General features: G+C 71.4%; 28 protein-coding genes and 2 tRNA genes. 14 read left to right on the top strand and 16 right to left on the bottom strand.

What is annotated here, in order from left to right; all coding sequences use genetic code 11:
- Positions 1-292: 292 nt before the first annotated feature.
- Together P9K36_RS12245 and P9K36_RS12240 are read left to right on the top strand one after the other, a co-directional pair.
- Positions 293-904, top strand: a complete 612-nt coding sequence (locus P9K36_RS12245; protein ID WP_051044870.1) for a TadE/TadG family type IV pilus assembly protein — start codon at positions 293-295, stop codon at positions 902-904.
- Complete coding sequence (locus P9K36_RS12240) at positions 898-1,485, top strand: TadE/TadG family type IV pilus assembly protein (RefSeq protein WP_043353026.1); 588 nt, start codon at positions 898-900, stop codon at positions 1,483-1,485. The genes P9K36_RS12245 and P9K36_RS12240 overlap by 7 nt, the downstream gene beginning before the upstream one ends.
- Positions 1,486-1,687: 202 nt before the next feature.
- Here P9K36_RS12240 and P9K36_RS12235 read toward each other — a convergent pair whose 3' ends face one another.
- Positions 1,688-1,909: a hypothetical protein gene (locus P9K36_RS12235; protein WP_078946968.1), complete on the bottom strand. Its 222-nt coding sequence runs from the start codon at positions 1,907-1,909 to the stop codon at positions 1,688-1,690.
- A gap of 373 nt (positions 1,910-2,282) precedes the next feature.
- On the opposite strand from P9K36_RS12235, the gene P9K36_RS12230 reads away from it, so the two are divergent.
- Positions 2,283-2,519 carry a hypothetical protein gene (locus P9K36_RS12230; RefSeq protein ID WP_043353028.1) on the top strand — a complete coding sequence of 79 codons (237 nt, stop codon included), beginning with the start codon at positions 2,283-2,285 and terminating at the stop codon, positions 2,517-2,519.
- A 149-nt stretch (positions 2,520-2,668) separates the two neighbouring features.
- Here the strand turns inward: P9K36_RS12230 and P9K36_RS12225 are convergent, their stop codons facing one another.
- Both P9K36_RS12225 and P9K36_RS12220 read right to left on the bottom strand, forming a co-directional pair.
- Positions 2,669-3,040 (bottom strand): energy transducer TonB, encoded by a 372-nt coding sequence (locus P9K36_RS12225; protein ID WP_043353029.1) that lies wholly within the window; start codon positions 3,038-3,040, stop codon positions 2,669-2,671.
- A gap of 86 nt (positions 3,041-3,126) precedes the next feature.
- Positions 3,127-3,876, bottom strand: a complete 750-nt coding sequence (locus P9K36_RS12220; RefSeq protein WP_051044873.1) for a sigma-70 family RNA polymerase sigma factor — start codon at positions 3,874-3,876, stop codon at positions 3,127-3,129.
- Between the two features lie 298 nt (positions 3,877-4,174).
- Here P9K36_RS12220 and P9K36_RS12215 point away from each other — a divergent pair, with 298 nt between their 5' ends.
- Positions 4,175-4,420 (top strand): hypothetical protein, encoded by a 246-nt coding sequence (locus P9K36_RS12215; RefSeq protein ID WP_278307117.1) that lies wholly within the window; start codon positions 4,175-4,177, stop codon positions 4,418-4,420.
- Between the two features lie 310 nt (positions 4,421-4,730).
- Here P9K36_RS12215 and P9K36_RS12210 read toward each other — a convergent pair whose 3' ends face one another.
- The 6 genes from P9K36_RS12210 to P9K36_RS12185 all read right to left on the bottom strand — a co-directional run bounded on the left by P9K36_RS12210 (position 4,731) and on the right by P9K36_RS12185 (position 10,490).
- Positions 4,731-5,588, bottom strand: coding sequence for a manganese catalase family protein (locus P9K36_RS12210; RefSeq protein WP_278307116.1), 858 nt, complete (start codon positions 5,586-5,588; stop codon positions 4,731-4,733).
- A gap of 379 nt (positions 5,589-5,967) precedes the next feature.
- Positions 5,968-6,249: a hypothetical protein gene (locus tag P9K36_RS12205; protein WP_278307115.1), complete on the bottom strand. Its 282-nt coding sequence runs from the start codon at positions 6,247-6,249 to the stop codon at positions 5,968-5,970.
- A 123-nt stretch (positions 6,250-6,372) separates the two neighbouring features.
- Positions 6,373-6,447 (bottom strand) — tRNA-Thr (locus P9K36_RS12200).
- A 102-nt stretch (positions 6,448-6,549) separates the two neighbouring features.
- Entirely contained in the window at positions 6,550-6,984 is a 435-nt protein-coding gene (locus P9K36_RS12195) for an NUDIX hydrolase (protein WP_043353036.1), read from the bottom strand.
- A 228-nt stretch (positions 6,985-7,212) separates the two neighbouring features.
- Positions 7,213-8,799, bottom strand: coding sequence for a heme biosynthesis HemY N-terminal domain-containing protein (locus tag P9K36_RS12190; protein ID WP_278307114.1), 1,587 nt, complete (start codon positions 8,797-8,799; stop codon positions 7,213-7,215).
- 125 nt (positions 8,800-8,924) lie between these two features.
- Positions 8,925-10,490: a translation initiation factor 2 gene (locus P9K36_RS12185; protein ID WP_236961423.1), complete on the bottom strand. Its 1,566-nt coding sequence runs from the start codon at positions 10,488-10,490 to the stop codon at positions 8,925-8,927.
- On the opposite strand from P9K36_RS12185, the gene P9K36_RS12180 reads away from it, so the two are divergent.
- Positions 10,471-11,205 carry a hypothetical protein gene (locus P9K36_RS12180; protein ID WP_236961424.1) on the top strand — a complete coding sequence of 245 codons (735 nt, stop codon included), beginning with the start codon at positions 10,471-10,473 and terminating at the stop codon, positions 11,203-11,205. The two genes, P9K36_RS12185 and P9K36_RS12180, sit on opposite strands and share 20 nt — an antisense overlap.
- Here P9K36_RS12180 and P9K36_RS12175 read toward each other — a convergent pair.
- From P9K36_RS12175 to P9K36_RS12155, 5 genes are all read right to left on the bottom strand, one after another.
- The gene (locus P9K36_RS12175) at positions 11,202-11,909 is read right to left on the bottom strand and encodes a uroporphyrinogen-III synthase (RefSeq protein WP_043757278.1); all 708 of its coding nucleotides are present in this window, start codon (positions 11,907-11,909) and stop codon (positions 11,202-11,204) included. The genes P9K36_RS12180 and P9K36_RS12175 overlap by 4 nt on opposite strands.
- A 3-nt stretch (positions 11,910-11,912) precedes the next feature.
- The gene (locus P9K36_RS12170) at positions 11,913-12,788 is read right to left on the bottom strand and encodes an aldose 1-epimerase family protein (protein WP_043757276.1); all 876 of its coding nucleotides are present in this window, start codon (positions 12,786-12,788) and stop codon (positions 11,913-11,915) included.
- A gap of 76 nt (positions 12,789-12,864) precedes the next feature.
- Positions 12,865-14,616 (bottom strand): ABC transporter ATP-binding protein, encoded by a 1,752-nt coding sequence (locus P9K36_RS12165; protein WP_043757274.1) that lies wholly within the window; start codon positions 14,614-14,616, stop codon positions 12,865-12,867.
- A 79-nt stretch (positions 14,617-14,695) separates the two neighbouring features.
- Positions 14,696-15,073: a hypothetical protein gene (locus tag P9K36_RS12160; protein WP_236961426.1), complete on the bottom strand. Its 378-nt coding sequence runs from the start codon at positions 15,071-15,073 to the stop codon at positions 14,696-14,698.
- 24 nt (positions 15,074-15,097) lie between these two features.
- The gene (locus P9K36_RS12155) at positions 15,098-15,784 is read right to left on the bottom strand and encodes a DNA-binding protein (RefSeq protein WP_043356205.1); all 687 of its coding nucleotides are present in this window, start codon (positions 15,782-15,784) and stop codon (positions 15,098-15,100) included.
- Positions 15,785-16,134: 350 nt separating this feature from the next.
- Between P9K36_RS12155 and P9K36_RS12150 the strand changes: the two genes are divergently transcribed.
- Both P9K36_RS12150 and P9K36_RS12145 read left to right on the top strand, forming a co-directional pair.
- Positions 16,135-16,800, top strand: a complete 666-nt coding sequence (locus tag P9K36_RS12150) for a response regulator transcription factor (RefSeq protein WP_043381882.1) — start codon at positions 16,135-16,137, stop codon at positions 16,798-16,800.
- Complete coding sequence (locus tag P9K36_RS12145; protein ID WP_043757269.1) at positions 16,800-18,125, top strand: sensor histidine kinase; 1,326 nt, start codon at positions 16,800-16,802, stop codon at positions 18,123-18,125. The genes P9K36_RS12150 and P9K36_RS12145 overlap by 1 nt, the downstream gene beginning before the upstream one ends.
- 10 nt (positions 18,126-18,135) lie before the next feature.
- On the opposite strand, the gene P9K36_RS12140 is transcribed toward P9K36_RS12145, so the two are convergent.
- A complete protein-coding gene (locus tag P9K36_RS12140; RefSeq protein WP_043381887.1) occupies positions 18,136-19,527 on the bottom strand; it encodes a PLP-dependent aminotransferase family protein in 1,392 nt (463 codons plus the stop codon).
- 126 nt (positions 19,528-19,653) lie between these two features.
- Between P9K36_RS12140 and P9K36_RS12135 the strand changes: the two genes are divergently transcribed.
- On the top strand, positions 19,654-19,941 hold the full coding sequence (locus P9K36_RS12135) for a DUF1127 domain-containing protein (protein ID WP_335645384.1): 288 nt from the start codon (positions 19,654-19,656) through the stop codon (positions 19,939-19,941).
- Positions 19,942-19,970: 29 nt separating this feature from the next.
- A complete protein-coding gene (locus P9K36_RS12130) occupies positions 19,971-20,882 on the top strand; it encodes an EamA family transporter (RefSeq protein WP_043757262.1) in 912 nt (303 codons plus the stop codon).
- Between the two features lie 97 nt (positions 20,883-20,979).
- Here the strand turns inward: P9K36_RS12130 and P9K36_RS12125 are convergent.
- Positions 20,980-21,056, bottom strand: a tRNA-Asp gene (locus P9K36_RS12125).
- Positions 21,057-21,419: 363 nt separating this feature from the next.
- Here P9K36_RS12125 and P9K36_RS12120 point away from each other — a divergent pair.
- Genes P9K36_RS12120 through nuoE form a run of 5 tightly spaced genes read left to right on the top strand, consistent with a single transcriptional unit; the run spans position 21,420 to position 25,662 of the window.
- Positions 21,420-21,785 carry an NADH-quinone oxidoreductase subunit A gene (locus P9K36_RS12120; protein WP_007560754.1) on the top strand — a complete coding sequence of 122 codons (366 nt, stop codon included), beginning with the start codon at positions 21,420-21,422 and terminating at the stop codon, positions 21,783-21,785.
- Positions 21,786-21,827: 42 nt separating this feature from the next.
- Positions 21,828-22,427, top strand: a complete 600-nt coding sequence (locus P9K36_RS12115) for an NADH-quinone oxidoreductase subunit B (RefSeq protein ID WP_278307113.1) — start codon at positions 21,828-21,830, stop codon at positions 22,425-22,427.
- Positions 22,428-22,436: 9 nt separating this feature from the next.
- Positions 22,437-23,084, top strand: a complete 648-nt coding sequence (locus P9K36_RS12110) for an NADH-quinone oxidoreductase subunit C (protein ID WP_043381896.1) — start codon at positions 22,437-22,439, stop codon at positions 23,082-23,084.
- Positions 23,085-23,100: 16 nt separating this feature from the next.
- Positions 23,101-24,291, top strand: coding sequence for an NADH-quinone oxidoreductase subunit D (locus P9K36_RS12105; RefSeq protein WP_043353981.1), 1,191 nt, complete (start codon positions 23,101-23,103; stop codon positions 24,289-24,291).
- 9 nt (positions 24,292-24,300) lie between these two features.
- The gene (gene nuoE, locus P9K36_RS12100) at positions 24,301-25,662 is read left to right on the top strand and encodes an NADH-quinone oxidoreductase subunit NuoE (protein WP_043757258.1); all 1,362 of its coding nucleotides are present in this window, start codon (positions 24,301-24,303) and stop codon (positions 25,660-25,662) included.
- The last annotated feature ends 1 nt before the right edge of the window (position 25,663 follow it).

Here is a 25,663-nt window from a genome sequence, read left to right as displayed (position 1 = left end):
CCGCCCGTCCGGCCACGCTTGGCTGTGAAAATCGTCGGACCCCTTGCAGATCGAAGACCGCTCGCCCCGGAACACAGGGCCGCGATACAAGCAGAAGAGTGTATAATCGAATTATATACAACTAAAGCGCGAAAAGACAGTCCTCCACAGACTCGTCGCCGCCGAACCTCGATAAGGTGGCAAATTCTACTCATGTTTGAACGTTTTCTAAACGAGCCGATCTTACATCTAGCTTCGTCCGGCCGTTGAGCTGGGACGGCAGCAGGCACAGGACCTGCAGAGTTCGTTTGTCATGATGGGCATCTTGCGGCGCGTCGCGACTGTCTGGCGCACACGCGAGCCGGGCGGCCGGGCTGGCACCGACGGAGGGATCCGACGGCTGCGCGGCCACCGCGGCGGCGCCTCGGCGGTGGAGTTCGCGCTCCTGGCGGCGCCGTTCCTGGCACTTCTGGGCGTCGTGGCGGAATCCGGCGTCGTCGCCATCGAGCAGCAGACCCTCGATATCGCCGTCGACCGCAGCGTGCGCCAGCTGCGCACGGGCGCCTTTCAGGACGGCGCCGACGGCAGCGATCCAAGCCAGCGCTTGCGCAAGCTCGTCTGTGCCGGCCCGTCGGCGCTGTTCCCCTGCGCCGATCTGCGCCTCGACGTGTCGCGGACGGCTTCGTTCTCGGCATCGCAGCCGGCGGAGCCGTTCGACAAGACCACGAAGACGTGGACGACGGGCTTCGGCACCCGGTTCGAATGCCCGCAGGGCGGCGATACGGTGACGGTCCGGGTCGCCGTGCCGGTGATGCGCCTCTTCCAGATGCTGGACTTCACCGGGCGGATCATGTCCGACAAGTCGCAGCTGCTCGTCACCACCGAGATCTTCCGGGCCGAGGATTACGAGCCCAAACCGTGCTGAGCCTCCGTCCCCGCGCGGGCCTGACCGGCCTGATCGGCAGCCGGGACGGCGTCAGCGCGATCGAGTTCAGCGTGATCGCGCCGATCCTGCTGCTGATCCTGATGGGGTCAATCGAGTTGCCCCGCGCCTTCATGATCGGGAAGCGGCTCGACAACGCGTCGGCCACGATGGCGGATCTGATCGCCCGCGGCAGCTACGCCGACCTGAAACCGGTCTTCGCCGCGACCAGCGCGATCTCCAACCCCTACGACGTGAGCGGCGCGAGCATCGTGCTGACGGCCGCGGGCACCTACAGCGACGGCAGCTCGGCGACGACCAAGGTCTGCTCGAGTGCCGAATCCAATGGGCAGGCCTACGCGGCCGGCACCTCCCTCGGCCCACCGCCCCCGGGGATGACCCGAAACGGCGATCGCTTCGTCGTGTCGGAGGTGACGATGATCTATAATCCGATCTTCCCGGTGCTCTCGAAGCTGACCCGGTGGACCTTCCGGTCCAGAAAGGTCTGGCCGGTGCGCGGGGGCGAGATCTACAACGGACAGAGCGAGGTGGTTCTGCCCGGCGGCAAGCCCTGCCCGGCCTGAACGGGCGGACGGTGGCAGGCCCGTCAAGCGGAGGCCAATCCTCCGCGGCAATCCGGTCGGCGATGGAGGATGGCGCCTGCGGCACGCAGGACGGGGTGCGCGGGCACGGCGGCGGTCTTCCAAGCGCGGCGCGGGCGATCCGGCGACGCGGCCGGCGCCACCGGATGGACCCGGTGGCGCCGGATCGCGGCCATCGCCCGCCTCAGCGGGTCGAGACCGCGGTGGCGACGACCCGCCGCGAGGCCGGGCTCGCCGGGACAAGACGCGGCGTCGTGGTCAGCTCCGAGGCCGGACGAACCGCGGCGGTGGGACGCGCCTGCTCACGGTAGAGCGGGGGAGTCAGCGCGATGGTCTCGTCGGCCAGGGCGGTGCCGATCATCGGAACGGCGGCGAGGGCGGCGAGAACGATGGTGCGAACGGTCATGATGCGAAGTCCTCTCGTTGTCCGGGTCGTGCCCGGCTTCGAGGGGGTATTTACGTTGCAGAGCAACATGATCCAAACAGATGCAATCGATACCGCATATCGATGCGATCAATGTTTGCCGTGCCGATTCCGTTTCCGAGCGACTAGGCAGGCGGACCTTGCCGCCTGCGCCTCATCGACCGGTCGGCTCGAGGAGACCGCGCTCTGGGAGCCGGCCGATGCATCGCCAAGGATCGGCCGACCGGAAGGACGGACCGAGTTCATACAATATTAAACCGCACACCCGAAGGTCGGTCAGCCCATTGAATGTTTGTGAACCCACAGAGACTTAACGCGTAAAAGTTTATCTTTTCGCGCGGAAGGAGACGGCCCGTTGCTGGTTGCTGCCCTGCTCTTCGCGGTGGGCGTATGGGAGGGCTGGCGGTATCGGGCAGCGGTTCTGATAGCCAGCTCGATGCTGGTCAGCATCGGGTGGCTGGGCCTGTGGGCCTTCGTATGGACGCATCTCGACGCCGAGAAGATCCTATTGCTGTTCGCCTATCTCACCGCCCATCAGGCCGGGTATCTTGTCGGCGCCTATCTCGGGGCGGATTTCGGCGAAGATTCTTGACCGAACGGATCGTCGGCCCGCGGGCTGCAATCATCGTGGCGATGTCGACGCCAGGTTGACGCAGTGGCGCAGACAGGCCGGCGGGGCGATCGAAGACGAAGCCGCGATGCGCAACCCGTTCTCCGGGCGCCGCCACCGGCCGCCAGAGCTCAGTGGCCGAGTTCCACCGGGATGCTGAGATCGACGATCCCGTCCCCGCTCAGGAGAGCGGGCGGCGGGGCGGAGGTCGGGCTGATCCCCTGCAGGGCGCGGAGCGCGCGCTGATCGAGTTTCGGCGAGCCCGAACTCTGCTCGATCTCCGCGCTCTGCACCGCCCCGTCCGGACCGATCTGGACGTGGACCAGCACGGTTCCGCCGCCCCGAGCCGTACCCGATCCCCTCTGAGCGCGGTCGGCGGCATCGATCCGCGTGACGAGGTCCGAGAGCCAGGCCCGCACCGCGGGTCCTGGAGTCGCCTGCGCTCCGCTCGCCAGAGCCAGACCGAACACAACAGCACCGGACATCAGGACGCGCGGCGACATGGGAAACGGTGGCTCCCTGAGCCCAGGATCGAGGGGCGACCCTACGCCCCGAACGGGCCGCTTGCGACCCCGATCCCGTGTCGCCGTCACGCGACGGCGGCGGTTTTCCAGCCTTTCGGGCCGGCGGCGGCCAGCATGACGTCGTCGCTACCGATCTCGAGGCCGGTATAGCCCAGCATCTGCGCGAGTTGCGTCCGGGCCCGCCAGACCCGGCTCTTCACCGTGCCGATCCGGCACCGCATGATCGCGGCGGTCTCCTCGTAGGTCAGGTTCTCGATCGCCACGAGCACGAGCGCTTGCCGCATCGGCGGCGTGAGACGACCGAGGGCCGCCTGGACGTCGCTCAGGTCGAGATGGCCGCCCTGCTCGGGCAGCGAGACCATCCGCTCCGCCTGCGCTCCATCCTCGTCCTGCACCTCGCGCCCGTGCCTCCGGTGCTCGTTGTAGAACGCGTTGCGCATGATCGTGAACAGCCACGCTTCCAGGTTGGTGCCCGGTACGAAGCTGGCGCGCGAGCGCCAAGCCCGCAGAAGCGTGTTCTGCAACAGGTCGTCGGCACCGACGTGGTTGCGCAGCAGCGAGCGCGCGAAGCGCTGCAGGTTCGGCACCATGCCCAGGAGCGAGGCCTGGAATTCCTTCTCACGGCCGTCTTGCGCCTCGCCGAAGGCACCGTCCAGCAACCTCAGCAGTTCGGCGAAGCGCTCCGCGATCGTCGGCTCAACGGCGTCCTGCGCGTAAGTCGCCGCCAGCAGATGGCCGAGATGAGATTGCACGCTGTCGGGGAGCCGGGGCGCCGGTGGGTCGATTGTATCAGCGTCAAGCAAGACTCCGAGCATGATAGCCGATCACCTGAACAGGATGAAAACATGATTTCGGATATTAATCCCGGAATATGTCACACTCGCCGCAACATAGATCAGCCAATACGAATATATATGGACAGAAACATGCCGGTCGGCGCGGCCGACACGAGAAACGCCCCGGAACGAGGAGGGTTTCGATGGCATTGGACGCGCTGAAAAACGCTACGCCCCGGCGCCGAATCTGCGGCGACGCCGTCCGAGACCGCGCCGCTCCGCATGTCGTCTTCGACACGGGGTCAGGCGCGGCGGGTTGAACACAAGGATCGAACCCATGACCAGACTCTCGGATCTCGAGATGGATCCCGCCTTCCAAGAAGCCGTCAGCGCCGTACGAGGCGCGGCCAGCACCTTGAGCGGTCGCTCCGTGACGGCCGCTGAGGCCCGCTTTCTCGTCGGCATCGCCCTGACGACCTTTGCGCATGCCGGTGGCCTCGAGGAGCCGAGCCGTGGGCGGCTCGCCCGCTTCGCGGAGCGCAGCGGGACGGACACGGCCGTCGGGACGCGGACCCGGCACTGAGCCACCGCCGGCCAACGGGAGACGCCCGGACCGCAGATCCGAACGCCGCTCCGGTCTCAGGCATCGCGGCCCGCCAACGCCCGACCCGGATCGCGCGCCACCACGCGCAAGCTCGCAGTGCCCCCCTCGGTGCCATGCGGGCCGAAGATCGGGAGGTTCCCCTCGGGGGCCCCGGCCGCCGCCCGGCCGCGACCCTCGCCGACTGTGCCGCGTGGTCCGCCCCGCGCCCCGACCGATGGACCGCAGGGCGCGGATCCCTCCGAGGAAAACGCCTCGACCGGAGGGCGCGCGGATCGGAGCGTCCGGTCGATCAGCCGATCTGCTGGGACTCGGCGCCGCTGTCGGGGCGCGCCGGGCCGAGCACCGGCTCCTCGCCCATCGGCTGGTTCTGGACGACGCTGAACGTGCCCTTGCCGTCGAGCGACGGGCCCTGCGTCCAGCGGCCGGCCGGCGGCGGCGAACCGTCCGCCGACGTCCCGAAGAAGGCGTAGTTGAACTTCTGGTTCTCCTTCTCCTGCGGGAAGGAGTTCGGGATCGGCAGGGTGCCCGCGTGGCCGCCGAGTTCCTCGATCACCGCCAGCCATTGCTGCTGGTGCATGGTGTCGCGGGCGATGAGGAAGCTCCACATGTCCCGCATGCCGGCGTCGTTCGTGGCGTTGTAGAGCCGCACTGCGAGGACGCGGCCGGTGCTCTCGGCGGCGACGTTGCAGTACATGTCGGCCGCGATGTTGCCGCTGGCGTACACGTGACTCATGTCGAAGGGCAAGCCGTCGGAATTGCCCGGGAAGGCGGCCATGCCGGTGGACAGCAATGTCTTGTGCAGCATGCCCTCGGCGATGTGGCGCGGGTTCTCACCGCCCATGATGGCCCCCACGATCGCGTCGGCCGCCCCGGCCTCCTGCACTTTGGTCGGCGCGTTCTCAAGATTCAGCGCGACCGCCGTCGCGAGCATCTCGATATGGCCGAGTTCCTCGGTCGCGGTGGCGAGCAGCATGTCCCGGTACTTCGTGGTCGGAGCACGATTGCCCCAGGCCTGGAAGAAGTACTGCATACAGACCCGGATCTCGCCCTCGATACCGCCGATCGCCTGCTGGAGCATGCGGGCATAGATCGGGTCGGGGCTGTCGACCTTGACCGGATACTGAAGACGCTTGTCATGATAGTACATGGTGTCTGTCCCTCGCGAGAGGCACGGCGTGCTCAAGCCCACCGCACGATCGGCCGTCGGCTTGGCACCCCCGTGGGAGCATCGAGCCTCGCACCCTGTCCAACCCCGCGTCAGGACGACGGTTCGATTTCTCGATCTATTTATAACGACCAATATTTGGTCAAAGCTATTTTCTTAAGCTCGATCAGGCTATTGGCACGGTCAATCTCGATCATTCCCGCGCCAGAGCATCTCGTATTACATAACGTATGTTAAAGGAGACCAACCCTGGTTCAGGGCGCTTGGCGGGCATCTCCGGCCGGGCACCGTGCAAGCGTCCCCGGTCCGGCGGTCGCGGCCCGTGCGGCCTCACGAGGATGCCGCACCGACGTCCCGGAGCTCAGAGGAGCCCGGCTCGGCGGGCGAGCATGATCGCGAAGGCGAGGCCGGCGGCGAGGCTGACCCCCAGCATGGCGACGTTCGTCCAGAAGCGCACCGGCCGGCTGGAGCCTTCGATCCCGCTGGCGCGCAGCCGGACCCACGGCACATACAGGTAGAGGGCGATCAGCGTCAGGATCAGAAACGCGAAGGTGGCGAGCCGGCCGGTGATCAGGGCCGCGCCGGCCAGGACCGCCCAGCCGAAGACGAGGCCCAGCATGGTGAACAGGGCTGTCGAGTTCACGTCCGCACGTCCCCTTCCGCGGATGATGTCGGCAGGGCAGCCGCTGCGATCCTCAGTCTGCGCCGGGACCCGTCGAGGAACCCGCAGCGTCAGCCGGACCGGTGATCAGATCGAGAAGGTTTCTGGTGCTGCGAGAGAGGATTGAACTCTCGACCTCTTCATTACCAATGAAGTGCTCTACCACTGAGCTACCGCAGCAGGTGACCGGGGCGCCCCCGCGGGGGGCGTGTCCGTCCGGCCGAGTGGGGCCATAACGGATCGCCGCAGCGTTGGCAACGCCGTGTTGCGCTTCCGCGCATTTTACGTGCGCGATGCGGCCCGGATCAGGGCGGCGAGGCCCGGCTCGGAGACCGCCTCGGCGGCTTCCACCGGCGTGAACCAGCGCAGGTCCCGTTGACGTGCCTCGGGAAAGTCCTTGAGCTGCTTGCGCACCTCGAGGGGAAAGACCTTCACTTGGCACAGGACGGTGTCGAGGTTCCTCAGGCGCTTCTGGTAGAGGTAGAAGCCGATCGGACGCTTGCCGACCGCACCGCGCAGGCCCGCCTCCTCGTAGGCCTCCCGCGCGGCCGCCTCGAACGGCTTGCGCCCCTTCATCGGCCATCCTTTCGGGATGACCCACCGACGGCTTTCCCGCGACGTCACCAGCAGGATCTTGGGCTGGCCATCCCGCCCGCGCCGGAACGGCAAGGCTCCCACCTGCCGACGCGGCTCCCCGTCATCGTCGTTGAGGGTCATGGTCGCACCGCGCGAGGCGGAAGGCTGCCCCGACCCGGCGTCATCGACGCCGCGTGCGGGCTCTGTGCAGTCTGGCGGATGATCGGACCCTCGGTCGACGGCTCTGAGCACACGCTATAGGGCGAGCCGGCACATTCAACTGCCAGTAGACGAACGGCGCGACCTCTCCGTGAAGTCGCGCCGGTCCTGTCATGATCTGCGGGGATGATCGGCGCTTGGCGCGGCCGGTCATCCCATCCGACGAACGGCGCGATCCGCCGATCCCGGCGGCAGCGCTGCGGCCGCCATCCCGGCCGAGACCGGATCGGCGCCGGCGGTCTTCGCGCTGGCTGCCTTCGCCGGCAGGACGGTGGGCACAGGCACCGGCGTTCCCGATCCGGGGGCGACCGGTGCAGAGGCCGATGCAGAGGACAGTGCAGAGGCCGACGGGGCGACCGATCCGGGGACGGGCGCAGAGGGGCGCGTCGCGGCCGGGACGAGGGCCGGGGCGGCCGACTCCGCTTCCGGCTCCACTGCGGGTGCGGCGGCCAGGGTGTTCGGCGGCTCGCGCCACGTGAAGGCGTCGAGGCGCCCGGTCACCGGCGAGACCGGCGCCCAGGTTTCGGTGGCGATGCCGTCGGCGATCCAGACGCGGTCGCGCGGGGCGCGGGCGGCCCGGGCCAGCCACTCGCGGGCCTGGCCGGAGGCGGCGCCGTGTTCGGCCTCCTCGATGGCCGCCATCATCAGGCAGGCGCGGGCGGTCGGCCGGTCGGTGAGCAGGGGCTTCACGGCCTCGCGGGCCCGCTTGTAATCCCGCGCGTCGAGGGCGGCCTGCCCCAGGGCGAGCCGGGATTCGGGATCCCAGACGGACAGCTTCGCCAGGACCTCGGCGCGGGCGAGACGGTCGCGGACCGAATCGCCGGGCCGCAGCCCGAGATAGACCTTGGCGAGGTCGGGATGGGGATTGGCCTTCCAGGCCGCCTCGACGATCCGGGCCGCCTTCTTGACGTCGCCGCGGCGGGCGAGGAGGCGTCCGGCGATGCAGGCCGCCGGGACGAGATCGGGGGCGAGCTTGACCGCCTGCAGGATGCGCTCCGCGGCGAGTTCCGGCTCGCCGGCCTCGCGCTCGCCGGCGATCGCGGTCAGCAGCACGGCCCGCTGCCGCCGGGCGGTGGCCTTGTCGATCAGGCCGAGAGACGAGCGGCGCTCGATGGTCTCCAGAGCGGCGGCCCAGTCGCCGTCGGCGCTCTGCGCCTCGAGCAGGGCCTCGTTGGCCCAGGTGACGCTCGGGGCGAGGCGGGCGGCCTCGGTGGCGTAGGCGCGGGCGGCCGTCTCGTCCTCCCGGCGCCGGGCCTCCACGAACAGGCCGCGCAGGCCCAGGACCCGGGTCTCGGGATCGTCGACCATGCGCTGGAAGGCGCTTTCGGCGGCGTCCCGGTCGCCGGAGATCTGCGCGGCCTGGGCCTTGAGCAGCAGGGTCAGCGGCTCGGTGCCGAGGAGCCGCTCGGCGTCGCCCGCGAAGCGGCGGGCCGCCAGGGGATCGCCCGAGCCCACCGCCACCATGCCGCGGGAGAGGGCGGAGAGGCCCTTGGCGCGGCGCCGCTCGGCGGAGCCGCGGACCAGGGCCTCCGGCAGGCCGATGACGCCGCGCACGATCGCCCAGAGCACGCCCAGGACGATCGCCGCCGCGATCACGCCGACGAGGGCGACCGCGAGGCTGGTGCCGATCTGGTAGCCGTTCCAGACGACGGTGACGGTACCGGGCCTGTCGGCGATCCAGACCGCTCCGAAGGCGGCGAGTGCGAGCAGGGCCAGGAAGGCGAGGGCGCGCCACATGGGGTCAGTGTCTCCTGTCGGCGGCCGGCTGGCGACCGTCGCGGGGGGCGGGAGGAGCGGGGCGCCTGCGCGTCCGCTCGGAGAGGGTGCGGCCGCGCAGGGCGCGGATCGGGTCCGTCACCGGACTAGCGCCCGGGGGCGGCCTGGGCCGGTTGGGCGGCGCCGACCGGCAGGGCCTTGAAGGCGCTGTCGAGGAGGGTGCGCACGGCCTGCTCGGCCTCGGCCCGGGCCTTCAGCTTGGCACCGAAATCGCCGGCCGGCTCCTGGGCCTCGGCCGGGAGCGCCGCGAAGGCCGCTGAGGCCGCCGTCAGGTCGCCGCGGTCGAGGGCAGCCTGGACCTTGCCCTCCGGAGCGTCGGAAGCCTCGGGGGCGGGCGCGTCGGCCTTGCGGATCTGCACGAGACCGTCGGCCATGCTGAGGAGCTTGGAGCGGAAATCCCCGGTCTCGGCGGCGCTCTTGGCCCGCTGCGCCTGCCGCTTGGCCGCGATCCGCTCGGCGATCGGCCGGAACGTGTCGGCGAGATCCGCCGCCGAGGGTGCGCCGCCCTCGGCGAAGGGGGCGAGGGCCTTGGCCTGCGCTTCGGTGCCCGGATCGAGCTTGCGCAAGGTCGCCAGCGGCTCCGCATAGGCCGTGCCGGATTCCAGGGCGGCCGCCACGCGATCGGCGACCACGACCCGGAGAGCCGCCTGGACGGTGCTAGCCTCGGCGCGCTGCGCCACGCTCTTGTCCAGCGCTGCGATCTGATCGGCCTGCTCCTGCAGACGCCGATCCACCGCCTTTGCGGACTCGGCGGCCTGGGTCTGTCCCGCCTCAGCGGCGGTGCGGCTCGCCTGAGCGGCGGCCTGGACCGCCTCCGTGGCCGCCTTCACCCGCGCGTCGAGGGCCTGTTGCAGCGCGTCGAGGCGTTGACCGAGCGCCGCGTCGGCCTCGGCATTCGCCTTGGTCTTCTGCTCCACCTCGCCCTGCAGCGCCGCGATCTTCCGGGACGCGTCCTCGGCCGCCCCCTTGTCGCCGCCAGCGTCTTCCACCGCCTTCAGGCGGGTCTCGAGATCGGCGATCTGCTTCGCGTTGTCCTGGACCACGCCGAGCTTCGCGCCCGCCGACTGGTCCCGGCCCGGCTCCTGGCCGGGCTCCTCCTGAAGCGCGGCGACGCGCTGGTCGAGGTTGTCGAGGCGAGCGACGAGATCCGGCGGCACGGCCGGCGCCGCACCGGAGGCCTGGCCGTCCGTCGCGGCCGCCGGCGCCGCGCCGGCCTTGTCCAGGGCCTGCTTGGCGCTCGATTCCGCGGTGGCGACGCGCTTGTCGAGGGCCGCCAGCGCATCGCGCGGGGCCAGCCCGTCAAGGCGCTTGTCAAGGGACGCGATCTGGCTGGAAAGCCGTTGATCCAGGGCGTTCAGGCGCGGATCGGGACCGATCCCGGCCTTCTCGGCACCGAACAGCAGGCCGGCGCCGATCACGCCGCCGAGCAGCCCGGCAGCGGCGATCGATCCGAACCCGGCCCGCGCCCGGGCAGACGATCCAGCCGCAGGTCTGGCCGGATCGACGGAGGCCGCCGCGGGGATCGGCCCCTTCGGCGCCTCCTTGCCATCCCTCGGGGCATCCTTGGAGGCGTCCTTGGCCGCATCCTTGCCGGCCGACGGCGGATCGGAGATGCGCTTGGCCTTGAGGTCGATGATCGGACCGGCCGTCACCGCACTGGCGGCCGCCGGACCCGCGGCACCCGAAGCGGGACCGCCCGGACGGGGACCGCCCTGGGGGCCGGTGCCGGGCTGGGCGGCCTTCGGATCGGCCGTCGCCCCGGTGGCCGCCGACGCGGTGGCGGAGGCCGTCGACGACGATGCCGTTGCCGACGACGAGGTGGTCGTGCCCGGCTTCGTCTCGAACCTGTCGGACCCGGCCTTGAGCGCATCGGGCTTGGCGCCGGGCGGCTGGGCGGCCGGGCCGGACGACGGCTTCAGGCCGTCGGTACCGGGCCCCGGCTTGCCGCCGTCGGGGCGGGCGTCGCTCGTACCGGGCTTGGCGGACACGACGGGCTCGGTCGCCGGCTTGGGCGGTGTTCCGAGCGGGGATCCCTGCGGTCCCTTCACGGTCTCGGCCGGACCCGGGGCACTCGGCTTCGCACCGGCGGCGGTGGACGCCGAGGATGTCGAGGCCGACGCCGAGGCGGTGGACGCCGATGTCGCGGGCGACCGGGACGCGCCCCCGGGCGGCGTGGACGATCCGGGCTTGCCGGGCGCGGCGTCCGGCTTCCGACCGCCGGGACCGGGCTTGTCGGCGTCGCTGGGTGGTGGCGTCACGGGCAAGTCCTCCAACTCTTCGGCGTCGCCGCGCCCCCCTAGCACCGCGGCGGCGCCGGGCGCGAGGGCGAGATACGGCGGCCCGGCCTCCCTGTCACCGCACGGCTAACCCGGTGGCGGCGCCAGGGCGTCGAGCAGATCCGCTTCGCGCGGGCGTGTCGCGACGAAATGGACCGGAACACCGGCGGCTTCCAGGGGGGCCGCGACATCCGACGATAGGCAGTAATGCCCCAGGCGGCGGAAAGCTCCGCCATGACCCGATCCATCCGCGAGGGCGAGGGCGACGGCGGCGCTGCGCCGGGAATAGTGAAGGGCGGCTTCGAGGCGTCCCGCGGCGAGCTCGAGGCCCACCGCCTGCGGGAGCGTCCGCAGCGCCTCGGCCCGGTAGGCGACGAAGGTGGTGATCCGGAACCCCGCGGCCATCAGCGTTGCCGCCGGCTCCGGCTTTCGCTCGGCCCCGGTCGCGTGGAGAAGGGATTCGCCGGGCGCCAGGGCATCCGCCACCAGGGCGGCGAGGCCGGCGGCATCGCCCGGCCCCTCGCGCACGGGACCGAGGCCGGCCGCGCGTGCCAGCGCAGCCGTCCGCGCACCGACGGCGAAGACCGGGAGACCGCGCAGGGGCGGCGCGTCCCGGATCGCCGGCACCGCGTTGGCGCTGGTCAGGAGCAGGGCGGCGAAGGGTCCCGCGGGCGGTGCCGCCGCGGTCGGCCGCACTGCCAGAACGGGCGCGACGAGCGGCGCGTGGCCCTGCGCCGCCAGGGCCGCTCCGGTCCGTGTCGCCCCCGGCTCGGGCCGTGCCACCCAGACGCGCACGGGCTAGGTGTCCAGCGTGAGGCGGACGCCGTGATGCGCGGTGCCGCCGGGGGCGAGCAGACGCTGCGAATCGCGCTCGGCGAGGTCGCCCGCGAAATCCGACCAGTCGGCGTAGCCGGTCCAGCATTCCAGCGACAGGAACGGCGCGGTGGGCTTGGTCCAGACCGCCAGATGGGGAAAATCCGCCATCTCCATGCGGATCGCCCGTCCGGGGCCGGTGAAGCGCATCCAGCGGCTGCGGGCGTTCCGGAACACGAAGGCCTCGGTGAAGAGGGCCGGATCGAGGGGCAGCGTGTCCCCGGCGAGGGGGATCGGCTGCTCGTCGCGCAGCAGCAGGCCGCCTGGGCCGACCTGGGGCGCGAAGGGCCGCTCCGCCTGCTCGAAGGCCACCGCGTAGCCGCCGTCCCGGGCGCGGGTGCCCCCCGCGAAGGGCCACGGGAAGGCCGGGTGGAAGCCGAGGGCGTAGGGCAGGGGGACGTCGCCGGGATTGGCGACGGTCACGTCGAGGTCGAGACCCGCCGGACGGACCCGCGCGGTGATATCGAGGCGGAACGCGAAGGGATAATGCGCCCGCGTCTCGGGGCCGTCGGTCAGGCGCAGGGTCACCGCGTCGGCGCTCCGGTCCACCACCGCGAAGGGCAGGTCGCGGGCGAAGCCGTGCTGGGCCATCGGGTAGCGCTCCGACCCGACCGTCACGTGCCCGCCCGCCGAGGCGCCGACGACCGGGAAGAGCCAGGGGGCGTGCCGGTTCCAGTGCTCGGGATCGCCGCTCCAGAGATACTCGGTCCCGCCGACCCGCCAGGAGACCGGCTCGGCCCCGTGGGTCGCGAGGGTCGCGGTTGTGCCGTCCGGTGCGGTCAGCTCGATGCGCGTGGTCACGGTGCTCTCCCGGTCTGCCTCGGAGAGCCGAGGTAACGGAGGCGGGGCCGGACGCAAGGGGCCAGCAAGGGCCGGCTCACGCCGCCGTGCCGAGCCCCGGCAGGACCGCCTCGGGCGGCCCGGAAGCGACGATCCGGCCCGCCTCCAGGACGTGGACCGCGTCGGCGCCCTCCAGGGTCGACAGCCGGTGGGCGATCAGGATCAGCGTCCGCCGGCCCGACAGGGCGCGGAGTGCCCGCATCACGGCGCCCTGCGTCTCGTCGTCGAGGGCGGAGGTCGCCTCGTCGAACACGATGACGTCCGGGTCGTGGTAGAGCGCCCGGGCGATGCCGATGCGCTGGCGCTGGCCGCCGGACAGCCGGGCCCCGCGCTCGCCGACCCGCTCCGCGTAGCCGTGGGGCAGGGCGGCGACGAAGTCGTGGGCGCCGGCGAGCCGCGCCGCCCGCTCGACGGCGGCGAGGTCCGGCGCGTCGAGGCCCAGGGCGATGTTCTCCGCCACGGTGCCGTCCACCAGGAACACCTCCTGCGGGACGTAGCCGATCCGATTCTGCCAAGCGGGCAGGGTCCCGGCATCGAGGGGGCGGCCGTCCACGGTGATCCGCCCGGCGGTCGGGCTCAGGACGCCGAGGATCAGTCCGGCGAGCGTCGACTTGCCCGAGCCGGTCCGCCCGGCGAGGCCGACCGTGGTGTTGACCGGGATCGTCAGGTCGATCCCGGCGAGGGCCGGACGCCCGGTGCCGTAATCGAAGCCGAGACCCTCGAGCCGGATCGCCCGGGCGAAGGGCAGCCTGTCCGCGGTGCGGGGCGGGGGCTCCCGCTCGTCGGCGAGCTCGTCGACGATCACCCGCACCGCCGGCAGGGTGAAGCGCATCAGCGCCACCGAGGTGAAGATGTTCTGGAAGGCCGGCAGCATGCGGTAGCCCGCAAAGGCGAACAGGCCGAGGAGCGGCAGGATCCCGGCGACGTCGAGCCCCTGGGCGAGCGCGAACAGCACCACCACGATCACCCCGCCGAAAGCCAGGGCCTCGATGACGAAGCGCGGCATCTGGCCGGTGAGCTGGCTCGCCGCGGTGGCGAGGGCGTAGGCCCGGGCCGGGGCGTCGAACCGAGAGGCGAACGCCTCCGCGCGCCCGTAGAGCTTCAGCTCGGTGAGCGCTCCGAAGGTCTCCTGCACGATCCGGAAGCGGGCCTCGTTGTCGGCGACGGTGCGGCTGCCCAGCCGGGCGAGCCGGGCGCGCATCACGAGGAAGATCCCGACATAGAGTCCGCCGAAGCCGCCCCCGAGGATCAGCGCGAGCTGCGGCGCGTAGGCCAGCAGGAAGGCGATCACCGCGAGCGCCGAACTCGCCCGCGAGGCGAGCACCGTGGCGGGCGTCAGCGCGCCGATCACCAGCCGGTCGGTCTCCGACAGCACGTTCTTGGCAAGCTCGGCGCTGTTGGCTTTCGCGAAGAACAGCCGCTCCCGGTCGAGGTAGCGGAACAGCAGCCGCCGGCTGAAGCCGTAGCCGGCCAGATGGGTGAACCGGAGCTGCGCGTAGGTCAGCCCGGCATTCACCAGCGCGGTGACGAGGATCGCCGTAAGCGCCGCGCCGCCGGTGACCAGCAGGAAGCTGCGCTCGTCGGTCAGGCCGAGGACGCTCCGGGCCTGGGCCAGATAGGGGACCCGGGTCGCCGCCGACGGATCCCCGACCAGCGTCAGGAACGGGATCACCGCGGCGACGCCCACGACCTCCAGCAGCGCCGCCGCCGCGAGCCCGAGAGCGATCAGGGCGAGGCGCCGCCGGTCGGCGGCCCGCATGGCCCGGACGAGGTCGATCAGCGCGCGCATGGCGTCGCGGGTGTCAGCGGGACGGCTCGCATGGTCGGCCGGGCTTAAGCGCGCCGTCCCGGCCTGTCCACGCCGGGGCTCAGCCGAGCTTCTTGAGGGCGCCGAGATCCACGTCGCCGTCCTGGCTGGTGAAGGTCAGGGTCTTGGCGGTCCCGTCCGCCTGCGCGACGCCGCCGATCCGGTGGTCGCCGCTGTCGTAGGTCGAGACCTGCCCGTCGCGGTCGATCAGCAGGCGGCGCTTGTCGGGGAAGAAGGCATATTTCATCCCGTTCTGCGCGCCGCTGGTCGCGGGCTCGCCGAGATCCTTCGGCCACCAGGGCTTCATGCCCTTCATCGGTTCCATGGGCTTCATGGGTTCCATAGGCTTCATCGGTTCCATCGGCTTCATCGGTTCCATGGCGCGCACCTCCTGCCGGTCGAGAGACAGGAGGACGCGGCAGGAGAGGAAGGGTTGCATGCGTCCCGCCCGCCGCGGCGGACCTCACAGCGGCGGGAGGCCCGGCGCCGGCCGCTTGCGCACCTGACCGTCGAAGCCGACATGGAGCTGCTGCTCGCGCCCGTCCCGGTCCTTGGCGGCCACCTCCAGATGACGCGGACCGCGGCCCGTGACCCGCACGTCGCTGTAGCCCGCCGCCTGGACCGATGCGGTCAGGGCGGCGGTGTCGAGCTTCGGCCCGAGACCGAGCCGGTCCTTGGCCCAGTCCAGGCTCCCCGTCGGCGGACCGCCCGCCGGCCCGAGCAGCAGCGTGCGCCCGTCCCCGTGGGTCAGGATCCGGGCATGCAGGAAGCCGGTCTCGAAACGGCCCTGCACCGTCACGGTCTCGCCCTTGGCGACGAGGCCGCCGTCCTCGCCCTCGCGACCCGTCTCCACGAGCGCGCGCCCGGTCCCGTCCTGCACCACGAACTTGTTGCCGAAGATCTCCGCGACCTCGCCCTTGATGGCCGTCGCGCCCGAGGGGGCCAGGGCCTGGATCGCCACCGGCGCGACCGGCGTCGGCTGGAACGGCGTTCCCTGCGCCAGGGACAGGCCGACGGCGCCGAGCGCCAGCGGCAGCGCCACCGCGCCGACCACCCAGGTCCGTCGCGGGATCGCCTTCGACGCCGGCGCGGCGGCTTCGGGCTCGCGGATCTCCCGCGCGGTCCCGTCGATGGTCTTGTCGTCGCTCATGATCTCATCCTCTGAAAGGGTCCGGATCCGCTCGATCCGATGCCCCTTCGTAGGGCGCCGCCGGCAATCCGGTCTGAACCGCGCGGTTCAGGCCCGGTTAAACGCGCCGCCCTAGAGCGCTTCGTGTGGAACCCGTGCGCGTTCAAAGGCTTGGCAGCGGGTGCTGATGCGGGCCGGCAGCTCGGCGCCCGCGTGGCCGTCCCGGCGGCCCAGGTGAGACAACGGCCCTAAGTCCTGGCGGCGGCAGGGTTCGCGGCCGCGGCCGCGGGTGAAATCAGCCGGATGCCCGGCGCATCGCTCCGGCGGCGGTCGAAACCGGCCATCGGGGGCCAGACGGGGAGATCAGACGCGTGAAGATCCTGCTGGTGGAGGACGACGCGGCCCTCGCGGCGGAGGTCGCCAAGGTCCTGCGCGCCGAGAATTTCGTGCTCGACCACGCCGCCACCGGCGAGGACGCCCAGCATCTCGGCGAGACCGAGGGCTACGATGCCGTCGTGCTCGATCTCGGCCTGCCGAAGGGCGACGGCGTCTCGGTCCTGCGGGCCTGGCGCGGGGCCGGGCGGACCCTGCCGGTGCTCGTGCTCACCGCCCGGGACGGCTGGAGCGACAAGGTCGCGGCCTTCAAGGCGGGGGCGGACGATTACCTCGTCAAGCCGGTCCGGGTGGAGGAGCTGGTGATCCGCCTGCGCGCCCTTGTCCGCCGGTCCCAGGGCGGCGGGGCGAGCCGGATCACCTGCGGCCCCCTGAGCTTCGATCCGGGGCTCGGCGCCTTCGAGCACGAGGGCCTGCCGCTCAAGCTCACCGGCCTGGAATGGCGGGTCCTCTCCTGCCTGATGCTGAACCGCGAGACCGTGGTGCCGCGCCTGCACCTGATCGAGCGGGTCTACGAGGGCGACGCGGACGTGGACTCGAACTCCGTCGAGGTGATCATCACGCGGCTGCGCCGGAAGATCGCGCCGGCCCGGATCGAGAGCGTGCGCGGCCACGGCTACCGCCTGCACGCGGAGCCCGCCTGATGGCGGAGGCGACGCAGCGGCGCTCGCTCCGCACACGCCTGCTGACCGCGGCCCTGGTGCTGGTGCTGGCCGCCCTGGTGGTGGCGGGCCTCGCCATCGGGGTCATCCTGCACCGGTTCGTTCGCGGGCAGCTCGACGGCCGCCTCGACGCGCAGATCGTGGCCCTGCGCGCGGGGCTCGAGGCCGGGATCCTCCCGCAGACGCTCGACGCACCACCCTTCGACCGGCCCGGCCCCGGCTGGGCCTGGGAGGTGCGCCGGGGACCCGAGACGATCCGCTCCGGCTCCCTGCGGGGCGGCGACATCCGCCTGTCCGACCCCGGTCCGGACGACGATCCGGGCCGGCCGCATCCGGCATCCGGCACGGGGCCGCACGGCGAGCCCCTCATCGCCCGGGTGCTGGTCATGCCAGGGCCCGAGTCCGCGACGATCGTGGCGGCGGCGCCGGAGGGAGAACTGCGCGGGCCGCTGCGCGAGGCGCTGACCAGCCTCGCCGTGGCGCTGGGCATCCTCGGCCTGTGCCTGCTCGCCGGTCTGGCAGTCCAGGTGCGCCTCGGCCTCGCGCCGCTGACGCGCCTGCGCGCGGACCTCGCATCGGTCCGGGCGGGGCGGCGCGAGCGCGTGCCGGCGGACCAGCCCGCCGAGATCGCGCCGGTGGTGGCGGAACTCAACGCCCTCCTCGATCAGAACGCGCAGAACCTCGAACGCGCCCGCGGCCACGTCGCCAACCTCGCCCACGCCCTCAAGACGCCGCTCGCCACCCTGTCGATGGCGCTCGCGGAGCCTGCCCGCGACCCGGACGGGGCCCTGCGCCGGCAGGTGGACGACATGGACCGGCGGGTGCGGCACCACCTCCGGCGCGCCCGGGCCGCGGCCCTGGCGGGATCGGCCCGGGGCCGCACGGCCCTGGCGCCCCGGCTGTCGGACCTGCGGGCTGCGCTCACGCGCATCTATGCCGAGAAGGGCGTGGCGATCGACCTCGACGTCCCGGAGGCCCTGTCGGTCCCCTGCGAGGGCCAGGATCTCGACGAGATGCTCGGCAACCTCGTGGACAATGCCTGCCGCTGGTGCCGGAGCCGCGTGCGGGTCTCCGCGACGGCGCGCGACGGCGGTGTGTCCCTGTCGGTGGAGGATGACGGGCCCGGCCTCGACCCGGCGGCGGCCTCCGCCGTCATGGCGCGGGGCCGCCGCCTCGACGAGGGCGTGCCGGGCCACGGCTTCGGGCTGCCGATCACCCTGGAACTCGCCGAACTCTACGGCGGCGGCCTGAGCCTCGGACGGTCCGAACTCGGCGGCCTGCGGGCGGACCTGGTTCTCCCGGCCTGACCGGGAACGCTCAGCCCAGCGCCTCCCGCAGGATCGGGCGGATCCGCGGATCGGCGCAATGGGCGACGTTGAAGCGCATGTAGCCGTTCCAGGCATCCGACAGGCTGAACGAGGTTCCCGGCGCCAGCACCATGCCGCGGGCGAGCGCCCGGCGGGCGACATCGGCCCCGTCGCGCCCGTCCGGCAGGCGCATCCACAGGAAGAAGCCGCCCCGGGGCTGCGCCCAGGTCTCCAGGCCGCAGGCGCGCAGCTCCGCGGCGGCCTGCACCATCGCGCCGGCGAGCCGGCGGCGGGTCTCGGCGAGGTGCCGCCGGTAGGCGCCCTCGGTGATGAGCGCATGCACCAGCGCGGCCGTGATGTGTCCGTTGCCGAGGCTGAGGGCCAGCTTGAGGTCGACCAGCGGCTCGACCCAGTCGGCCCGGAGCGCGATCCAGCCGCAGCGCGCCGCCGCCGACAGGGTCTTGGAGAAGCTGCCGATCTGGATCACCCGCTCCAGCCCGTCGAAGCCCGCGAGCCGCGGGGCCGCCTCGGGTTCGAGGTCGCCGAAGATCTCGTCCTCCACGATCAGCGTGTCGTGCGCCTCGCACAGCTTCAGCAGGCGGTGCGCCACGGTGGGCGCGAGGCTCGCCCCCGTCGGGTTCTGGAGGGCGGCGTTGGTCAGGTAGAAGCGCGGCCGGTGCTGCTCCAGCAGGGTCGCGAGCGCCCGCAGGTCCGGCCCCTCCGGCGTGATCGGCACGCCGACCACTGCGACGCGCTGTGCGCGCAGCAGCGCCAGGAAGTTGAAATAGCAGGGATCGTCCACCAGCACGGTGTCGCCGGGCTGGAGCAGGAAGCGGCAGACGAGGTCCAGCGCCTGCGTGGCCGATTCGACCAGCACGATCTGGTCCGGCTCGGCGCCGACGCCCTTCTCGCCGATCTTGCGGGCGATCTGGTGGCGCAGGGGCGCGTAGCCCAGGGGCCGGTCGTAATTGGTCATCTCGGCGAGGTCGGCCCGGGCCACCCGGCGCAGGCCCCGGCGGATCGCCTCGTGGGGCATCCAGGAATCGGGCAACCAGCCGGCCCCGGGCTTCAGCTGATCCGAGCCGGCCTGCTGCGCCTGCCGGGTGATCCAGAGCGGGTCGACGATCCGGTCGAGCCGCGGCCCCATCGCCTGGAGCGAGAGCGGCCGCGTCTTGCCGGCGACGTAGAAGCCAGAGCCCGGCCGCGCCACCACGGCGCCCTCGGCGGCGAGGCGCTCGTAGGCTTCCACGACCGTGGATTTCGAGACGCCCATCGTCTCCGCAAAGGCCCGCACCGACGGGATCCGCACGCCCGGAACCAGCCGCCGCGCCGCGATCCGTTCCCGGATCTCGCCGACCACGGCCTCGACGCGCGTCCCGGGACTTCTGACTGCGACCGCCATCCGTACTGCTCTTTCGTCCGGACAATTCTTCGGAACCGTACCGAAGTGTTCCTGTCGCCGCCAGCCCCGCGGCGCCAGGATCGCCCCGCCCCAGAACGATGGAGGAGGGGATCCATGAACCCGTGCATGACCGAAACCGCCACCCTCGAGGCCCGGACCGGGCGGCTCGCCCGGATGGCCGGAACCGTCCTCGCCCTCGCCGCCGAGATCCGCGCCGGCCTGTCGCGGGCGGCCATGAACCGCCGCGTGCTCCAGCGCCTGTCGACCCTGTCGGACCGGGAGCTGAAGGATATCGGGTTGACGCGCCAGGACGTGGCGGATGCCTGCGTTCCGGGCACCGGCGACGCGATCCATCGGCTGATCGGCCGCCGCGACGAGCGCCGCCAGGCACGGGGGGCGGCGCGGCGGTGGTGACGCGGCCGCGTGCGGCGTAGGATCCGCCCATGACGCTGCGCGACGGGCTCGCCGCAATCCTGGTGGTCACGATCCTCGGGCTGGCCTTCGTGGCCATCAAGGCCGGCCTCGAGACGGTGCCGCCGCTGATGCTGTGTGCCCTGCGCTTCGGCTTCGCGGCCCTGCCGGCGGCGCTGGTGATCCGGCCGCCCCGGGCCCCCATGGCCCTGGTGGCCGGATTCGGGCTCGCCCTCGGGGTCGGCCAGTTCGGGCTGCTCATGACCGCCATCCGCTTCGGGATGCCGGCCGGGCTGTCGTCGCTGCTGATCCAGGTCCAGGTGCCGCTCACCGTGGCGCTCGCCTGGGCGGTGCAGAAGGAGCGCCCGCGCGGCCTTCAGGTGGTGGGGGGCGGGATCGCGCTCCTCGGCGTCGCCGCGGTGGCGCTCGAGCGGAGCGGGGGCGCCCCGCCGGGCCCATTGCTCCTGGTCGTCGGCGCGGCCCTGTCCTGGGCCTGCGCGAACGTCATCGTGAAGCGGATCGGCCGGGTCGACATGCTGGCGCTGATGGTCTGGGGCAGCCTCGCCACCACGCCGCCGCTGCTGATCCTGTCGCTGATCATCGAGGGACCGGGCGCCCTGGCGGCACTGGCACATCCGAATTGGACGGCGGTCGGATCGGTCGCGTTCCAGGCCTACCCGACGACGCTCCTCGCGTTCGGCCTCTGGAACGGGCTCCTGACCCGCTACCCGGCGGCCGCGGTGACGCCCTTCGCCCTGCTGGTGCCGGTGGCCGGCATCCTGAGCACACATCTCGTCCTGGGCGAGCCGCTGAGCGCCGACATCCTGGTCGGTGGCAGCCTCATCCTGATCGGGATCGCGTTGAGTCTCAGGGGCGGCCGGTCCGCCGTCCGGTCCTCGGGCCGGGACGTCCTCGGCCCCGCGGCGGATGCTCCGCAGCCCTGACGTCAAAGTCGCGCTGCATGCGCCGCGCAGACCTGCCGCTCATGGCAAGCGTCGTCGCTCATGCGAGATCGGACCGACAAATGTTGAAGAAGGGACGTGGCGCGGGCGACGGGGCTCGAACCCGCGACCTCCGGCGTGACAGGCCGGCACTCTAACCAACTGAGCTACGCCCGCACGGCGTGGTCGCTTCGGAGGGGGCGTTTTGCCCGGCGACGGGGCGGGGTTTATGGGGCGCTTCGGGCCCTGTCAAGCGCATCCGGCGCGGATTCGCATGCGCGTCGCCTCAGGAACGCGGCGAGGCACCCCGACTCGGGGCCTGCGCGCGTCCGCCGTGTTGCGCCAGCGCCGCGCAAGCCCATCTTGGACATGACTGACAAGACGGCTGACAGCGCGCTTTGTGCGACGCGACAAGCCATTGTCACGGGCCGGCGGCTCGACTAAGCCTCCGGCCGCGCGCATCCTGGCATAAGAACAATTCCACGGGCGTATCCGGGTCGGCGTCGCACCGCGGTTTCACTCCTCTCGCGAGGCCCTGGCATGACCGGATTGTTGGCGGATTACCTGCCGCTCATCGTGTTCATCGGCGTGGCGCTGTTCATCGCCACCGCGCTGCTGGTCGTCCCCTTCCTGGTCGCCTTCAAGAGCCCCGATCCCGAGAAGCTTTCGGCCTACGAGTGCGGCTTCAACGCGTTCGACGACGCCCGCATGAAGTTCGACGTGCGCTTCTACCTTGTCGCCATCCTGTTCATCATCTTCGACCTCGAGGTCGCGTTCCTCTTCCCCTGGGCGATCACCTTCGGGGATCTGGGCTGGTTCGGCTTCTGGTCGATGATCGTCTTCCTGGGCGTGTTGACCGTCGGCTTCGTCTACGAGTGGCGCAAGGGCGCCCTCGAATGGGATTGATGCCCCGCCGCTCGCCGCCCGCATTGCATTCCTGAGTCGCCGATGGCCCTGATCACCGACACGAACCGCGCCCTGTCCCGCGCCGCCGCGATCGCGCCCCAGCCTAAGGGGATCATCGATCCCAACACCGGCCGTCCGATCGGCGCGGACGATCCGACCTTCCTGTCGATCAGCGACGAGTTGGCCGATCGGGGCTTCCTGCTGACCACCACGGACGAGCTGATCAACTGGGCCCGCACCGGCTCGCTGATGTGGATGACCTTCGGCCTCGCCTGCTGCGCGGTCGAGATGATGCAGATGTCGATGCCGCGCTACGATTGCGAGCGGTTCGGCTTCGCGCCCCGCGGCTCGCCCCGCCAGTCCGACGTGATGATCGTCGCCGGCACGCTGACCAACAAGATGGCCCCGGCGCTGCGTAAGGTCTACGACCAGATGCCGGAGCCCCGCTACGTCATCTCCATGGGTTCCTGCGCCAACGGCGGCGGCTACTACCACTATTCCTATTCGGTGGTGCGCGGCTGCGACCGGGTGGTGCCGGTGGACATCTACGTGCCCGGCTGCCCGCCCACCGCCGAGGCGCTGCTCTACGGCGTGCTGCTGCTGCAGAAGAAGATCCGCCGGACCGGCACGATCGAGCGCTGAGGAGCGGCCATGACGAACGGCATCTCGATCCTGCCCCACACCCAGCCGGCCTACGGCGCCGACGCCGTCGCCGCCTTGGCCGAGCGGGTCACCGGCGCCCTCGGGCCCGCGGTGGTATCCCACACCATCGCGTTCGGCGAGCTGACGCTGGTGGTCCAGGCCTCCGACATCGTCTACGCGCTGACCTACCTGCGCGACGATCCGGCCTGCGCCTTCCGCAACTTCATCGACATTTGCGGCGTGGACTACCCGCAGCGCGAGAAGCGCTTCGACGTGGTCTATCACCTGCTCTCCCTGCGCCATAACCTGCGAATCCGGGTGAAGGTGCAGACCGACGAGGTGACCCCCGTCCCGTCGGTGATCGAGGTGTTCCCCGCCGCCAACTGGTACGAGCGCGAGACCTACGACCTCTACGGGATCCTGTTCTCGGGCCATCCCGACCTGCGCCGCCTGCTCACCGATTACGGCTTCGAGGGGCACCCCCTGCGCAAGGACTTCCCGCTGACCGGCTTCGTCGAGGTCCGCTACGACCAGGACCAGGCGCGGGTGGTCTACGAGCCGGTCCAGCTGACGCAGGAATTCCGGAACTTCGACTTCTTGTCCCCGTGGGAAGGCACCGACTACGTGCTGCCGGGCGACGAGAAGACGTCGGCATGAGCCGCGGAGACCGCCCGTGACCGAACACAACATCCGCAACTTCGCGATCAACTTCGGCCCGCAGCACCCGGCCGCGCACGGCGTGCTGCGCCTCGTGCTGGAACTCGACGGCGAGGTGGTCGAGCGGGTCGATCCGCATATCGGGCTGCTCCACCGCGGCACCGAGAAGCTCATCGAGTACAAGACCTACCTGCAGGCGACGCCCTATTTCGACCGGCTCGATTACGTGTCGCCGATGAACCAGGAGCACGCCTTCTGCCTGGCGATCGAGAGGCTCGCCGGGATCGAGGTGCCGCGCCGCGCGCAGCTGATCCGCGTGCTGTTCTGCGAGATCGGCCGCCTGCTGTCGCACCTCCTCAACGTCACCACGCAGGCGATGGATGTCGGCGCCCTCACGCCCCCGCTCTGGGGCTTCGAGGAGCGCGAGAAGCTGATGATCTTCTACGAGCGGGCCTCCGGCGCCCGGCTCCACGCCAACTACTTCCGGCCCGGCGGCGTCCATCAGGACCTGCCGCCGAAGCTGATCGACGACATCGACGCGTTCTGCGACCCGTTCCTGCAGGTCGTCCAGGATCTCGACGACCTCGTCATGGCCAACCGCATCTTCAAGCAGCGCAACGTCGATATCGGCATCGTGTCGGTGGACGAGGCGATGGAGTGGGGCTTCTCGGGCGTGATGGTGCGCGGCTCAGGGATTCCCTGGGACCTGCGCAAGGCGCAGCCCTACGAGTGCTACGAGGAGATGGAGTTCGACATCCCCGTCGGAAAGAACGGCGACACCTACGATCGCCAGGTGATCCGCATGGAGGAGATGCGCCAGTCCGTGCGCATCATGAAGCAATGCGTCGCCAAGCTGCGCGAGCCCGCCGGCCAGGGGCCGATCGCCTCGGTTGATGGCAAGTTCGCCCCGCCGCCGCGTCGGGAGATGAAGCGCTCGATGGAGGCGCTCATCCACCACTTCAAGCTCTACACCGAGGGCTTCCACGTGCCCGAGGGCGAGGTCTACGCCGCCGTGGAAGCGCCGAAGGGCGAGTTCGGCGTCTATCTCGTGTCGGATGGAACCAACAAGCCGTATCGCTGCAAGATCCGCGCGCCGGGCTTCGCGCATCTTCAGGCGATGGACTGGATGTGCCGCGGGCACCTCTTAGCCGACGTGTCCTGCGTGCTCGGCACGCTCGACATCGTGTTCGGTGAAGTGGATCGGTAAGTTAGAGCGATGGCAAACCGCAGACTCGCCCCCGCCTCGGAGCAGCCCGAGAGCTTCGCGTTTTCCCCCGAGAACGCCGAGTGGGCCAAGACCCAGATCGCCAAGTACCCGGAAGGCCGTCAGGCCTCCGCGGTGATCTCGCTCCTGTGGCGGGCGCAGGAGCAGAACGGCGGCTGGCTGCCGCGGGCGGCCATCGAGGCGGTGGCGGCCGAGCTCGGCATGCCGAACATCCGCGTGCTGGAGGTGGCCACCTTCTACACGATGTTCGCCCTCGAGCCCGTGGGTCGCTTCTGGATCCAGGTCTGCGGCACGGTGCCGTGCGATTCCTGCGGTGCGCGGGGTCTCAAGGAGATGCTGCAGGCCCGGCTCGGCCCCCCCGGCCACGTCTCGGCGGACGGCACCTTCTCGTGGCTCGAGGTCGAGTGCCTGGGCGCCTGCTGCAACGCGCCGATGGTGCAGATCAACCAGGACTACTACGAGGACCTGACGCCCGAATCCCTCGGCCAGCTGATGGACGACCTCGCCGCCGGACGGCCCGTGAAGGTCGGCTCGCAGACCGGGCGCGTCTCGTCCGAGCCCCAGGGCGCCGTGAACACGCTCACCGACCCGACCCTGTTCGACGGCTCGCGCGTCGGCGCGTGGCGCAAGCGCTTCGAGGAGGCCGGAAAGGTCGAGACGCCGGCCGCCCAGACCGGCGAGGCGGCCTCCGGAACGCAGCAGGCAGCCGAGAACCCGAAGCCGGCGCGGCCCGATGCCGGCCGGCCGATCGAGCGTCCGGCCTCCGACGCGCCGGCCCAGCGCGCCGCCAACGGCGAGACGCCGGTCAAGGCGGAGGATCGCGCCGACGCGGCCGAGCGCGGCCGGTCCACCGCGAAGCACGGCTCCGCCCGGCCGGGCGACGCGGACGTGCTCGATTCGCCGGCCAAGCGTGTCGCCGAGGGCGAGCCCGCCGCCGGCGACCAGGGCCATCAGGACGTGCCGGCGCGCGACGCCGTCCCGCAGCAGCCGGAAGCGTCGGGCGCCAGCGCGGGCGAAGTCGCGGCCGAGGCCGAGGAAGCCCGCATCGCCGGCGCCCTCGCGGCCCTGCCGAAGGATGCGAGCCCGGAGCAGAAGGCCGACGCCGTGGGCAAGCGCCCGCCGGGCCTCGACGCCGCCCGCGCCGGGAAGCCGGACGATCTGACGCGCATCACGGGCGTCGGCCCGGGCAACAGCCAGCGCCTGAACGGGCTCGGCATCTACCATTTCGACCAGATCGCCGCGTGGTCCCGCGACGAGATCACCTGGGTCGGCACCTACCTCGCGTTCCCGGGTCGCATCGACCGGGAGAACTGGGTGGGGCAGGCCAAGGCCCTGTCGGCGCCGGCTCAGTGAG

The organism is Methylobacterium sp. 391_Methyba4 (assembly GCF_029691625.1).
Lineage (GTDB): Bacteria > Pseudomonadota > Alphaproteobacteria > Rhizobiales > Beijerinckiaceae > Methylobacterium > Methylobacterium fujisawaense.
The sequence above is the reverse complement of the archived record's forward strand: the minus strand, read 5'-3'. Positions and strand labels throughout refer to the sequence as shown.